Annotated in this window: 9 protein-coding genes; 3 read left to right on the plus strand and 6 right to left on the minus strand. The window is 37.7% G+C overall.

What is annotated here, in order from left to right:
• Window positions 1-257: 257 nt before the first annotated feature.
• The 4 genes from GLP24_RS18235 to GLP24_RS18250 form a co-directional block, all read right to left on the minus strand.
• Complete coding sequence (locus GLP24_RS18235; RefSeq protein WP_152653161.1) at window positions 258-1004, minus strand: phosphatase; 747 nt, start codon at window positions 1002-1004, stop codon at window positions 258-260.
• A gap of 12 nt (window positions 1005-1016) precedes the next feature.
• Window positions 1017-3146 (minus strand): tRNA(Met) cytidine acetyltransferase TmcA, encoded by a 2130-nt coding sequence (locus GLP24_RS18240; protein WP_232616381.1) that lies wholly within the window; start codon window positions 3144-3146, stop codon window positions 1017-1019.
• Between the two features lie 101 nt (window positions 3147-3247).
• Entirely contained in the window at window positions 3248-4222 is a 975-nt protein-coding gene (locus GLP24_RS18245; protein ID WP_101770244.1) for a ParB/RepB/Spo0J family partition protein, read from the minus strand.
• 7 nt (window positions 4223-4229) lie between these two features.
• Window positions 4230-5444, minus strand: coding sequence for an AAA family ATPase (locus GLP24_RS18250; RefSeq protein WP_101770243.1), 1215 nt, complete (start codon window positions 5442-5444; stop codon window positions 4230-4232).
• Window positions 5445-6790: 1346 nt separating this feature from the next.
• On the opposite strand from GLP24_RS18250, the gene GLP24_RS18255 reads away from it, so the two are divergent.
• Both GLP24_RS18255 and GLP24_RS18260 read left to right on the plus strand, forming a co-directional pair.
• A complete protein-coding gene (locus tag GLP24_RS18255; protein ID WP_101770242.1) occupies window positions 6791-8791 on the plus strand; it encodes a replication initiator protein RctB domain-containing protein in 2001 nt (666 codons plus the stop codon).
• Window positions 8792-8929: 138 nt separating this feature from the next.
• Complete coding sequence (locus GLP24_RS18260) at window positions 8930-11206, plus strand: patatin-like phospholipase family protein (protein ID WP_232616382.1); 2277 nt, start codon at window positions 8930-8932, stop codon at window positions 11204-11206.
• A 70-nt stretch (window positions 11207-11276) separates the two neighbouring features.
• Here GLP24_RS18260 and GLP24_RS18265 read toward each other — a convergent pair whose 3' ends face one another.
• The gene (locus tag GLP24_RS18265) at window positions 11277-12509 is read right to left on the minus strand and encodes a serine/threonine protein kinase (RefSeq protein ID WP_232616383.1); all 1233 of its coding nucleotides are present in this window, start codon (window positions 12507-12509) and stop codon (window positions 11277-11279) included.
• 468 nt (window positions 12510-12977) lie between these two features.
• Between GLP24_RS18265 and GLP24_RS18270 the strand changes: the two genes are divergently transcribed.
• Window positions 12978-13901 (plus strand): helix-turn-helix domain-containing protein, encoded by a 924-nt coding sequence (locus GLP24_RS18270; RefSeq protein ID WP_101770239.1) that lies wholly within the window; start codon window positions 12978-12980, stop codon window positions 13899-13901.
• A 40-nt stretch (window positions 13902-13941) separates the two neighbouring features.
• Here GLP24_RS18270 and GLP24_RS18275 read toward each other — a convergent pair whose 3' ends face one another.
• Window positions 13942-15396 carry a sodium:solute symporter family protein gene (locus GLP24_RS18275; protein ID WP_221943005.1) on the minus strand — a complete coding sequence of 485 codons (1455 nt, stop codon included), beginning with the start codon at window positions 15394-15396 and terminating at the stop codon, window positions 13942-13944.
• Window positions 15397-15400: the final 4 nt, after the last annotated feature.

Consider the following 15400-nt stretch of genomic DNA (forward strand, 5'->3'; position numbering starts at 1 on the left):
TTAGCTATGGTTGTTAGCTATGGTTGTTAGCTATGGTTGTTAGCTATGGTTGTTAGCTATGGTTATTGGCTATGGTGGTTAGCTATGGTTATTGACTGTGGTTATTGGCTGTGGTTGTTGGCTGTGCTTGTTGGCTAGTTGTTGGCTGAGATCAAGAACATTAAAATTATAATATTTACAGTGTAAATTAATATATCGATTTACACTGTAAATATAATCAAGTCTCAGTTTACACTGTAAACCAAAACATTATCTAATCACCATTGATGATTTTCATATTGCTCAGCAACAGATTTTCCACGTTCCGTTAAGAAAGCTAATAATGTTTCAGGATGTTGAGTCACAATTAATTCCTGCGGGAAATCAACATGCGCTAACAATGTTTTAATGCTAGAAAAGTTACCAACATCCGCCGCAAAATGGGCGTCAGATCCTGTCGTAATTCGAGCCCCAAGTTCTTTTGCTAAAGCCGCAATGTCTTCACATCGAGGCGCACTACCAACACGAGAACGTCCCAATGATGAGTTATTAATTTCAACTAAAACATTATTCTTAGCTGCAGTACGAATAACAGTTTCAAAATCGAAATCATAATTAGGGTTACCAGGATGACCAATCGCATCAACCACTCCTGACTGTATAGCATTAATCAATGCTTCAGTATGATCACTTCTCGTCATTGGTTTAAAAACGGGCTCATGCAAACTCGCTATCACCCAATCTAATTTCGCTAAAACCGTATTATCAAGATCAACTTCACCTGCAGTATTAATGATATTTGCTTCAACACCACGTAAAACAGCAACGCCTTCAAGAAATCGAGGTAATACACGTTGATTCGCGAAGTACCAAAAATGCGGAGCACCCGGCATTAAAGAAGCATGGTCAGTATTACAAAACATTTTTAATCCCTTTGCCGCAGCCGCTTGGGCATTTTCAATAATTGTACTGTAAGCATGGCCACTTGATAATGTGTGTGTATGAGTATCAACTTGAATCTGCATAATGAAAAACCTCTAATAAACTTGAGAAGATAAAGAATAATAACGAGCAACAATATTACGTAAATGCTGCTGAGTAATTTTACGACTGGCTAAATGATACCGCTCCCCCACCACTGACCACGATTGTTTTTGCAAAATCTTAGCTACCACAAAACCAACATCATCATTCCAAGTACAATCATCTTGCAATAAATACTGAGAGAGCCAACTTTCAAGACTTGCGACTACAACATCATAACCAAGTCCGCCCTGAATAAAGATTTGTAGCTGATGGTCAATCTGTGTCAGTGATAAGCCATAATTCAATGGCTGTTGAACATTTTGAGAATATAATTTAAAAAATAATTGGCTATCAAGCTGACTAAATTGCTCAACTCGCTGGCAAATAAAAGAGGCACTGAACAAGGTTACCGCATCATCAAACCATAATAACGCAGCGCTCGATAATGGTTTAACAAACAATAATGAATGGAGACCACTGGCAGCATCTTTAGTGATCCCTAACCGTAACGGCCGTAATGAACAATGAGACCAAAAATCAACAAGCTCATTGGCCGCGCCAAAACTTGTCCCTATATAGTCAATCTTTTCATTCTGTGCTTGTTGTAAAACAGCATCCACCAATTTTGTACCAATACCGTGCTGCTGAAAACTATCAGCGACAGCAATACGTAATATACGATAGCAACGCTGCTGAGCCGCAATCGCATAACCTAGATGAGCCGCTAAAGATTGAGCCAATAAATGCCCTTGCGGACGACGTTTACCTTGCATCACTAATTGAGCAAGCTCGGCATCAAATCCGCCTTCTTTTGACACAACACAACAACCAATAATTGTCTTAGCTTGTAAAGCAACAATCAGTGATAACTCAGGGTCATCCAACAATTGTTGAATATCATTCGGTGAGGTTTGGTAATGGGCATTAATCAATAAACCAAACAATTGACTCAGCAAGCGTTCATTAGCAGCCAATTCAGAAGTGGGTAACACAGAATAGTGAATAGCATCAGCGTCAGAAACAACATCAATCCCAACACAATTTGGAGCTTGTGCAGATAATAGCAACGCTTTAAAAGTCCAAGCTTCAAGCGGATCCCCTGTTGCCCATCGAATAGGTTGTTCTAAATGATAACTGCGCCATTGTGGCATTTTAGCCGTTAATTGTTGTTTAAATTTAATTTCAAATCCACGCCCAGTACCTTCATAACCATGAATAGTGGTCGCGAAAATTAATCGATTATGATGAGCGAGTAACGCCATTAAGATCGGAGCAGGAATAGCCGCAGCTTCGTCTACCATAATAAAATCAAATTCTGATGCGCGGTTAACTATCTCGTCAGCAGCCACAAATTCCAACTGACTAGCACCATAATATAATTGATGTCGTTGTGGTTGCTCCGCGGTTACTAAGCGTAATTTAGCGAGTTTAAACACTGTATCCGCACAAGCAAAAGACGGAGCCGTAACCGCGATTCTGATTGTTCGCGTTTGTAATAATTCGGCAGCAGCAATACCAAGCGCCGCCGATTTACCTCGACCACGATCAGCAGACAACACTAATGGACGCTTACTATGGCCGGTAGCTACTTTAATAATGGCATCCACAGCATCCGCTTGACCAGCAGTTAAACATCCCCGTTGAAGGTTAACATCCGTAAATATTTGAGCCGTAGAAAAGTAGTCCGGTATTGCAGCTAAAGATAATAACTCGACAGGCTGTGACTGCTGAATAAGCATCACATTCGGATCTAAAAACAAACGACCTAAACGGTGATAAAAAGGAGAGCTAATATTAGGGAATCGCCATGCCGGTGGCGCAATAATAACAAGAATACCGCCACCTTTAACGGTGCCAGAAAGCGCACCTAGTGTGTTCGCACTTAATCCTTGTAATGCATTGATAACCACCATATCAAACTCTTGCCCAAGCCATTGCTTTGACTGTTTAAGAGATGAAGACACAAATGACATTGGTGCATTATCCCCAGCCCATAATCGTTGTGAAAAGTGCTTACCAATAACCGTTGCCGTTGTCGTTGCCCATTCGCAATCGCCTTCTAAGACAATTAATTGACGACAAAAATGGTGTGATAACTGTTGCTGAAGTTGAGCGAAGAAAATATCTAACTGCGCCGACATAAATAGATCCATAAATAAATGACCTACCGATCATAACACAGCCACAACAGGCATAAAAAAACCACGTATAAGAACGTGGTTTTTATTAACGAAAATAAACGTTACTTTAGATAATCATTTAAATAAGCCAGTACATCATTGATTTGACGATCACTCATCTTTTTCAATTTAAGCTGTAACTTATCACCATCGCGCATATAAGAGACTTTGCCCTTGATTAAATCTTGCGATGTTGGCTTCTCAATGACTATCTTGGGATGTAATTGCTCGCCTAATTGCTCTAATTTACCCGTTACTTCACGCGTAATACGACTAATGCCTTGTGCGTTAATCGTCTTCCATAATGATGCGTTATCACCGCTCAAATCAGCAATCATGTGTTGCTGTTGCTCTTGATTTAAACCAAAGAAAATACGATGAAGTTTCACAATAGTCGGACGGCCAAGTTCGCCAACACTAGGGTAAGCCATCAATAATTCCATGGGTAAACAAGCGGCTTTTAATGCACCACTCACTAAAGCTTCACTACATTGTAAATACTTAGCCAACTCTTTTTGATCAGCAACTTTGCCAGTATCTAACAACGATTGCATTTCTTTACCACGTTCAAATAAAGATAATGGTTTATGCGCATTCGCAACATCAGACAAGAATTTTGCATGTTCCGTATTAATGCCTTTAGCAACATAAATCAAAAAATCTTTATGAGCAAGAATACAAGACATACGACGGCGACTACCGTCTAATACTTCAATACGCCCATCATCAAGCCAACGGCCTACTGCTGGATATTGTTGACCACGATCTTTTAATGTAACTAAAATATCAGCTAGAGCATGTTCATTTAAAAACGCTTGTTCACGCGCATTTTCAGCAAAAACGATGGTTTGAGTGCCAATATCATCTGCGTTTACTTTTACTAATTCAAACGCAACAGTCTCTTCGCCTGCAACGGCTAATTCAATCACAGCCGCTTTATCGCGAGCGGCTGTTTGGGCTTCTGTAACGTTAGTTGCGCGACGTTTATCTGCTTTACCAAATAAACGTGCATTAAGATCTGTCGTTTTAATTGCCATCTGTCAATTATTCCTCGTTCAAGTTTGCCCAGTGGCTGTGCATTACACGTTCTAGTTCAAGACCAACACGCTGAATAGCCTCTTGAGCCGTTGAAAGGGTCTTTTTACCACCCTCAAACTCAGCCGCAGTAAGGTCAAAAACAGTACTATAAGTATCTGCACACGTCTCAAAAGCACGGCTTCGTGGTACTGTCGCCATCATTACTTGCTCACGTAACAAATAATTCATCTCTGTTAATACAGAAACTTGTTTTTTATTATCGTCTTCAAACATCGTTGGCATCAGACGAATGAACTCTAATCCGTGCCAGTCTTCTGGAAACATCTCATAAACAGTGGGTAAATGCTGAAAGAAGTTAACGGTTGATGCCCAGTCTAAACGTTTAGCAGCACAAGGAATAATCAACGCATTAGATGCATACATCGCATTCCAAACTAATGGATCAATATGAGGACCCGTGTCAATCATGATGATATCGAACTCTTCAGCAATTGGATCAATCACTTTTTCTTTAAGCAAACGTACAATATCAAGGTCTTGATTTACAGCCAAATCTTGCCATGCATCGGCATTAAACATCGCATCTTCAGGGAAAGCTGCAATTGTTTTAAGATTAGGATATTGAGTTGGCATTACTACATTATCCATCACAAAGTGCTTATCAGTTAATACACCTTCAGGCACATTATCTAACATTACATCTACAGCTGAATAAATAGTTTCTTGTTTACCTATACTAATCAATGGATTAAGGAATAAACGTAACGATCCTTGAGGATCAAGGTCAATAAGACAAATTCGGTAACGTTTATCTAAATCTAAAGCTAAACAAGCAGCGATATGTACCGCTGTCATTGATTTTCCAGTACCACCTTTCTGATTCTGGACGTTCACAACCCAAGGTTTACGTCCAGCGCCTTCACGTTGATAAAAAGCCGGCTTTTTGGCTGACGCCATCAATTGATGCGCCTCATCAAGGGTTATTGAGTAATGGTTGGCTTTATTTTTAGTAAATTGATGCCCAGTTGCTTCCATACGTGAAATTGCATCATCTAATTTTCGACGAGTCAAACCTGAGCGTGTCTCCATCAATGCTTTTGACATTGGCGGAAAAACCTCATCACGGCGTTCTTCTAACACAATTTCAATACGATCAGCTTGTACTTGTTTAGTCTGCTCTGCAATATTGAGCAAATTTTGTATCGTCTGTTCCCTATTCATTAGTACTCTATGCCATGATAATAGACTGTCTCTATTGTACAATAAATCATGCCGTAAACAATAAAAAGCTGAACAAAAACATGTGATGCTAATCTCAACTAAAAACATACTTTCAAGCAAAAAGCGAAAAAAAACACCATTTATAGACTTAAATCTCCTTTATTATCCAGGCTAATTACTCCAATTAAAACCATTTCATAAAAATGTTACAGCGTCACAAGTTTACATTGTAAATCAAACTTATCATGATTATTAACGGAACAATGAAAAAAGAGAGATAGTTTACGGATAATGTCATTCCAATAAAAAAGAGTTCTCTTTACCCATTTTATGGTATTTGCTAATGAAATCACTCAATTTCATTAGCAAATATCAATAAACACAAAGGAAAAGAAGAAAATAGCCAAAAACAAGCTGAAATCCAATATGACAACAGCTAAACAATGCCCCTCTACTTGATCATTGTTCCATTACAATAACGCTCAGTATGAAACGATGATCAAGCGTTAATAATGATAGAAATAGTGCTGTAAACAGTCTATTTCTATTCTCTTAGCTGCGGAAAAATGATCAAGACGGGTCACGATAATAAAAATTCTATCTTCTGCATGACGGAAGCATGTAAAATAGCATATAAACTACGGTTAACGCTGATTCAACAAGGGTTGCGACGCAATTACCTTAACTTATAATTAATATAATTGAGGCTTAATTTTATTAATTTCAAAGATTGAAATACATAAAAAACATGATGATCATTGATCCAATAACAGAGACATAGAAAAACACTCTCTTTTTCCATTAACTGTCATTTCAATTACGTGTCAATTCAACTAAAAAAATCCAACGAAAAGATGATAGCAATGTTAAATATCCCTTTAAAAGTTGAAAACACACTAACATGATCATCTTTCCAGTGTAAAAACGACACCCACAACATAGAAAGTGACTCTCTACGATAAAAATAAGCTGTATTTTCTTCTCGCTGTGGATAACTTTGTGGAAAAGCTGATAATCAATGATGATCATGCTTTCAACTTTATTATGATCATGTTTTCATGCTGACAATGATCATCGTTCCAACGTTATGATGATCATGCTTTCACTCTTAGTATGATCATGTTTCTGGGTTTTCTTTGATCATCGTTCCAATAAAGACAAAAATAATAACCATAATAAACAATGTGTTAAAGCGAATTATTTAACCTGATCATTAGATCATAATATCAATTAGATCAGTTTTAATCATAAAGATCAGTTTTAAAATCTTTAAATAAAAAACTTTCTTTCTTGATCTTTTTCTATTAACCTTTACGGAAAGATGATGCTTCTACGGCCAATGACAAATGAATTCCGCTCGAAATACGAAAAAGAATCCGATTGATAAGATATTGATCGAAGCGCCAAGATCACACAAAGATGGTCATTTATTTGTGATCCCAACAAATTTAGTTGACTGGCTACCTCAGTACCAACATTTTAAAGGCGTGACCAAAAGTATTATTGAGTTATTGAATATTATTTCATTACGTGGCTTATCAAGCCAAGATGGTATGGTTTCAACAACGGAGCTTATTGAAGCGACAGAAGGACAGTTAACACGAGCGGCTATTCAACAACGTTTACGAGCCGCGGTTAGTGTTGGTTTATTTAATCAACAACCGGTACGATTCGAGGAAGGTCTTGCTGGTAAAACCATGTTACATCGTTTTATTAATCCAGCATTACTGATTTCCCAACTTGGTACAGGTAGTTTACTATCAGATCAATTTAGGCAACGTGAAAAACAGAAGCGTTCCAAAGCATTAGCTCAGAATCATGTTAATCGTCGTTTATTGACCGAATATGGTTTAGGTACTCCACCGTCAATGCCAGATGAAGCTGATCAAATTGTAGTATCGCCAACAAGTTGGGCCGGTATTATCGATCAAGCTTTAGCACCACCACGTACAAAGAAAAGTTATCAAAAAGCCATGGTTGCGATCAGTGGCACTAAAGCGATCATTGAAACACGATCTTCAAAATCGATCATGACCGTTGATGATCTTATGACGCTATTTGCGTTATTTACGTTAACGGTACAATACCACGATCACCATCTTGCGGATTATGAGATCCAACTCCGCTCAATGGCAAATAAAACCCCTGTCTATATCACGGATATTTTGGCTTTACGAGGCAAAAAAGACAGTGGCCCTGCACGCGATTCTATTCGTGAAAGTATTGATCGTATCGAATTTACTGATTTTCAATTGCATGAGTTAACGGGTCGTTGGCTTAGTGACAATATGCCGGAAGGTTTTAAAAGTGATCGATTTCGATTCATAGCACGTACGATCACAGCATCAGAAGAAGCGCCTCAAGAAGGTGACGATGGTGAAATTCGTATCAAGCCAAACTTGTATATTTTAGTCTGGGAACCGTCTTTTTTTGATGAATTGTTAACCCGTGATTATTTTTTCTTATTCCCGCCAGAGATTTTACGTCAACATACTTTAGTGTTTCAGTTATACACATTTTTTAGAAGTAGGATGTCTCGGCGTGTTGTTGATTCAATGCTTTTAAGTGAGCTAAATCAAAAGCTTGCTAGGAATATTGAATGGCGTCGTTTTTCTTCTGATATTATTCGTGAATTAAAAAAATTGGCTGAAGGTAAAGTGACTGAAGCCTTGTTTGCGGTTAATTTATGGGGCTATCATTTAACAATTTCTGCTGACGATATTGATAAGCGTTATACCGACTATCGAATTGATATTAAATCGGATGCGGAAGAAGTTATTCGTTATTCTCGAGCAAAAACAACTAATGAAGGCAAACGCAATATGGCACCCACCATGCCAAATCCATTGCGTAATGAGATCATGCCTAAACAAGCATTGGATCAATTATCGGCAATTATTGATGGTGAATTTGAACCGATCCAGCGTAAAGAACCTCGTCCTCGAGGACGTTTAGGTCGTCGAATTAAATTGCGTAAGCATCTAGTTGAAATTAATGCAGATGAACTTACTATTGTTTTATCTAAATATACCTCTTCAGAAGCACTACAACGCAGTATTACCGCGTTATCAGCAATGACTGGTCATCCTATATCAACAATTACAGAAGAGTGTCAGGGCTATTTAGAGAAGCTTGATTGGCTCCATGTCGCTGGTGAGCGTGTTAGTTATGAAACGCTTAGCAAAACGGTTGAGTTATACAATAGCCGTCAAGATGAACGCCATTTATCGATTGAACGTTTAATTTCAGGTTTAGCTGTACGCCGAAAAGTGTGTAAATTAGTTCATGAAGGTCATATAACCGATCAAGTATTAACCACATTAGATGATGTAGCTAAAGGCATTTAAATAGCAATAGCGGCTGCAGAATAGAGAAAGAGCGTGTTTATCTACGCTCTTTTTGTTTTAATACACATCAAAGAGTTAACGTATAATCTTTACCGTGTATCGTGTGATATTTGGTATTATTGCTAGCGGAGTTAAACGATGTTGTTTAGTAACAAGAATTTTAGCAGGGTTTTATTTTGTATTGTTATTAGTACACCCACTGTTAATGTCTATGCCGCTAAAGCAGATCGTCCGATTATTGATCGCCCCAAAATTGGTTTAGTTCTTAGTGGTGGAGGAGCTAAAGGTGCAGCACATATTGGTGTCCTTGAAGTTTTAGAAGAAAACCGTATTCCTGTTGATATTGTGACAGGCACGAGTATGGGCGCTTATGTTGGTGGTATGTATGCCATGGGGCTTTCGGCACAAGAAGTAAAACAGCGTACTTTTAATATTAATTGGAATACGGGTTATATAGATCGCGCGAGTCGTAATGATTTATCGTTACGTAGAAAAAAACAAAATGATACTTATCAATTACATACTGATTTAGGTTTAGATATTAATGGTGAGTTTAAATCTCGTCCTGGTGCCTTTCAAGGACAAGGTCTAGCTGTTATTTTACGTAAACTGACTGCTAATTTACCCGCATTAAAAACCTTTGATCGGCTGGCTATTCCTTATCGTAGTGTTGCAACTGACATTACTAAAGTTACGCTAGTTGTTATAAGTTCTGGCCATTTAGCTACGGCAATGCAAGCTTCAATGACCGTCCCTGGGGCATTAAAACCCGTTCATTTAGATAATAAATTACTTGTTGATGGTGGGGTCGTTAATAACATGCCGGTTGATGTTGCGAAGCAACTTGGTGCGGATGTTATTATTGCAGTGGATCTGCGTGATAGTCTAATGCCGAAAAAAGATTTAGACAGTGCATTAAATATTGTTTCACAGTTAACGACATTCATGACTAATGCCAGTGCAGATTTTCAAAAAAGTTTAATGAAATCGAGTGATATTTATTTACAACCTAATGTCTCTTTCATGACCGCAGCTGATTTCGATAAACTTGAACAAGCTTATCAAGCGGGTCGAAAAATAGCACTTGCATCATTGCCTCGTTTATTACGTTATCAGTTATCACTATCAGAATATGCTGAATATAATAAACAGAAAAATATTCGACGATCACGGTTATCCGCACATGATTCTTATTTTATTGATGATATTGAAATTATCAATAATACAAATTTACCAGATAAAACGTTATTAGCTCAATTAGAATTAAAAACAGGAAAAATAATTTCTAATAATGAACTAGAACAGGCAGTAAAACGATTACAAAGTGAAGATATTTATGGTCGAATTAATTATTCAATAAAACAAAAAAATAATAAAAACATTCTTGTTATGGATATTAATGAAAAATCGTGGGGGCCTGGATATTTAAATTTCACCCTTGCATTTGAAGATGATTTTGAAAGTCGTTCTGATTTTTCTTTTGGCGCACAATATGTTTATACCGATCTTACTGATAAAGGCGGTGAGTGGTTGTTGGAATGGAAATTGGGTAGTTGGAAAAATATCACCACTGAATTTTATTTTCCTATAGATTATCAACAACATTTTTTTACTGCATTTGGTGCTGAAACGAGTAATGAAATTCGTCAATTTGATGATTTTACTTATTATAATGCAGATGAAGAATTAAAAAATATTGATGCTAAATATAATCAAACAAATGCTTATGTAAAAATGGGTTGGAATATTAAACCATGGGCAGCGTTCACTTTAGGTTATAAAGGTCAAACTGGAAGTATTACCGTATCAGCTCTTGATCGTAAAGAAAATTATAATTTATATGGGCCATATTTAGATCTTACTTATGATGATTTAGACAGCTTTTTCTTTCCATCTTATGGTTCTTATTTTAATAGTGAAATAGGATACAGTAATACTGTACGTCGGCCTGATTTTGGTGAATCTGAAGCAGGTGAGACTGTCTATTATAATTTATCGATAATAAAACCGTTTACATATGATAAACATACCGTCGTATTTTCAATGAAAACGGCAGGCTCAGATGCTGATAATTTATTACCGATTTATGCGCAAGATCTTGGTGGGTTGTTTAATTTATCTGGTTACCATCGTTATGAATTAAATGGCCGTTATAGTGCTTTAACGAGCTTAGTTTATCGTTATCGAGTTATTGATAATAACTTTGGGGCAATTAAATTACCGATATATATCGGTGGATCGCTTGAAAAAGGCGGTGTGTGGGATCGTACCTCTGCGATAAGTTGGGACAGTGCAATTACCGCTGGCAGTGTGTATGTTGCTGTAGATTCTATTTTAGGTCCTGTTTATTTGAGTTATGGTCAAACATCGACAGGGAAAAGCTCATTCTATCTTTCATTAGGTGGAACATTATAAAAATTGCTTAAATAATTAAGCCCCTTAATAAAATATAATTATTAAGGGGCTATAGAGATTAAATGATTATTTAATATTCCCAGTGTGAAACATTATGTGAACCACTAAATTGATTAGGGAAATAATCTTCACACTTACCTTCACGCCACACATCAGCTGTTGCGCAGTGTAGACCACCACCAAATGCATAAGCATCACGTAAATCAACTGGAATCACATTAAAGCCTAGTTTATCAAATTGCTCCATTTGTGCTTTTTCACTGGCTTCAACACAGACTGTTTTATGATCAATGATTAAAGTATTCATTGATAGCCATGTGCTTGAATAACAAAGTGCTGGAGGGTTATCCCATGAAGGTTTAACGGCTTCAACAATCTGCCAATCATTCTTTTCAAAAATTTCACGTTGACCGGCAAATAACGGACGGTGTGGGTTAAGTAACATTAAGCCTGGACGTAAAGGACAGAATGTTGCGTCAATATGAATTGGATGGTTATCAGCAAAGCTTAACGTGTGAATACGATATCCCATTGGCTCATATTTACGCTTGATCCAGTGAATACCCGCTAAGTTAGTTGTAAGGCCATGTTGGACAAAGATATCTTTACCTAAACGCATTACATCTGCGGCATCAAAGAGAATATCTGTTTCTCTGGTGCTGTATTCTTTATTTAATGAACGCGCCATTGTTTCTTCATCAGATAAATATTCATAGGCAGCAACATAATCCATACGGAAACTATCGTCAGATAAGCGAGGGCGTGGTGCTTGCTCGATCATGCACTGCTGATCTGATTCAAAATACTCACGAAGAAGATCAGTGTATGCCAAATATTCAAAATAGCGGCTACGGAAGCTCATTGGTGCCATTAAGATGCTTTTACCCATGGTAAGCAAGCAGTCACGAGGAGGCATACAGCCAAAGCCAGAGCTAATCGAAAAATCAGGGGTATTGATACTATTATGCCAGTCAACAGCTCCTGGACGATCAACGATAATACCGCGATTTTCAAGGATCTGAGCAAAGCCATTTAAACACTCATTTGCACGATCAATGGATTCTTGAGTACGACGTCCCGCTTTGCTTCCACGCATTGGTGAGTTGGCCGGAATTTTTTCATTACTTGCAGGACAAGCTTCTGGAATATGTTGGTTATCTGCAATACCAACAATCACATGGCGAAGAGGATCGAAATCGTTATAAGATTCAACATGTAGGCCCGGTCTAACATAAGGTACACCAGATTCTTTACGCTCAAGAGGTAAAGAAGCATTTGGATAAAAGTCGTTAGAAATACTCATTGCAAATTCTCCATGAGAACGAATAGTTGTATTGAAACAGTGTTTATTGACACATTGTTCGTTAAATGATCTATAACAGACATTTATTATTGTTATTTAACAATGTGTTATGTCGCTGCCTCTCGCTGTTGAAGGCCATGTGTTGTGCTCTTCAATGACTTTATAATGCGCCTTTAAAATTCATTTTATAGCGAAGTTCTGCTGATAAATGTCGATTATATGCTGAGAATGGTATTTATAGTGGTTATTACAACTTTGGGCTATGAATAATAAAGAACAATCAGTAATTCCGATTTTTATGGCACAATTAATATGCTAATTTCAGTTATTGCTTAAAAAGCTTGATGGAATATCACATATTTGAAAAAAGAATTTATTGGGTCAGTAAATAACTGCTCATTTTTAATTAAAGCATCTAGTTCTGTGGCATAAAGTTGTAATAATAGGCAGAGTAAAGGAGAGCTGGTTATGTATCAAAAGATAGTAGCAAATACGCCTAAATTTTTGATGTTTGATTTACAACCACTGATTGATAATAAGAATTTTATTTTTGGCGCTGATTATATATTGATTCGCCCTAAAAAAAATGGCTGCATATTACATTTATCATCCACTCAAATTCCCTTAGCTGTTGGGCAATTAGTTTTATTAGCGCCTTTTAACCCTTTTAAAATTAGTGTTGAGGCAGTTAATAATAAAATAACAGTGGGGGATGCATTGCATTTTCGTTTAAATGCATTGGGGCAAACGTTTATTGATAGTATTCAGTTTAATAATATAAAAAACATGTTAGATCATGCTAAACAAGGCTTGTTGTTTGAAAGTGAGGAGCTAGAATCATTATTTGAAATTATGGATAACATCGAGAACACTTTTGATTTTAAGCAACTGCTTAATATATTGATGTTACTTGATCAATTAACAAAAACCAAACCTCAGCAAATATTAGAAACTCACCAACTTGCTTTTGCTACCACTAAAAGAACCGAAAATAGGGTTGATCTTGTATTGCAGTACATTACGACAAATCTTGCAGAACCGTTAACTGTGACGATTGTTGCTCAACAATTGCATATGGCTGAAAGTACGTTCTCACGTTTTTTCCATACTCATTTAGGGGTGACATTTCGACAATATTTAATTGAACAGCGGGTGAAACAAGCGGCAAGATATTTGGTGTCAACAGATTGGACGATTGCTTATATTGGGGCCGAAGTGGGTTTTTCATCGTTATCCAACTTTAATGAAAAATTTAAAACGTTATTGCACGTAACGCCTCGGCATTATCGAGCCAATCATTTGTCGCTACGGGAAAATATTGATAACTCACAATCGATACAAGGCCAATTACAAAAACAATTTCATCAGTGGCAAACCAATGTGGTTGTATAAATAATAAGAGAATAACGGTGAAATTATTCTCTTGTTATGATTAACGTAGATAGTCTGCAATTAACTGATATTGGCAACATTTTGCCACTAACGCATAACTACAACATGCCAATAGTGAAGCATAAAGTGGAGCCTCAACCCAGCCTAAATGAAACTCAACAAACAATAAGCACCCACTAAAAAAGCCAATTACTAATGCACTGAGCGCCGCATAAATATTACCAGGAAACCAATGGGCTAATAACGTTGGGGCGACCAATGCTGCCATTAAAGTACCAGACCCTAAAATAGCCAACATTGACAGCATAAAAGGTGGAGCAAACAGCATGATAATAAACCCTAACCCTCCAAGGCCAAACACGGCACTACGATTAAGCAGTAATAGTTGCTTCGCTGTCAGGGAGGAATGTGGCCACAATGCTTGGCGTAAATCATGAGATACGGCACCTGCAATGGCATGAAGAACCGAGTTGGCCGTTGATTTCATCGCAAATAAAATAAACAGGGTCACAATTGCAGATAAATAAGGTGAGAGAAATTGGGTCAGAAAGACTGGCATGGCATCGTCAGGGTTGGTAAGGGTGGGGACTTTTACACGAATATAACAGCCTACAATAGGAACAAGGCTTAATAAACATGCCATTGGCATCATGTAAGCCGCAACATGATGCAATTTAGTGGTGTTAGCAAATGCCATAAAACGTACGGACATATAAGGTAGGGTTGCACTGTAAATAAACGCATAGGGCAGTACCATTAAAACATGCCAACGACTGTCACCATAAGGCCCTGAATCTTGTGGATCTAACAAGTTTGTGTCGATGCTATTAAGTTGTTCTATTAATTGTTGCGGAGGAAGATCTGTAAAAATAGTCACCATAATAATAATGGCGGATAAACACATACCTAACACCATAAAGGTATCCGTAAACGCGACGGCGGCAAGTCCCCCAATAGAGGTGTAGAGAATAATAATCGCGACCATAATAAACGAGGCGGTTGTTTGGCTGATACCCAGCCATTGTCCGGCTAATAACCCTAATGCTTTAATTTGACCGACGAGAAAAATCAGTAATAGCACAATGGTTATAATGGCACAGAATGCTTGGGTAATACGTTTTACACTTTGTGGACCGTCATGGCTGACGGCAATATATTCAGCAATCGTTAATGTCCCCATTGTTTGGGCTTTTTGGTGTAGAAACCGCGCACAAAAAAGGACCGCTAAAATCATCGCTGGCGCAAAGAAAAAATTACCTAATAATTCAATTACACCATATTTATACGCAACCCCAGGCGATCCCATAAATCCCCAGCCAGAAAACGCCGTTGCAACGATAGTAGATGCCCCCACAAAAGGGCCTAAACAATTAGCGGCCAATAAAAAACCACCCTCACCCTTGCTACTGTGCATCACTTTATTACTGTAAAGGGCTAAACCGACCATAATAGTCACGGTCACTAATAGTAAGCCCCAGTTGAGTGAGGTATTCATAGTG

The sequence above is a fragment of the Photobacterium carnosum genome (genome assembly GCF_021236965.1).
Lineage (GTDB): Bacteria > Pseudomonadota > Gammaproteobacteria > Enterobacterales > Vibrionaceae > Photobacterium > Photobacterium carnosum.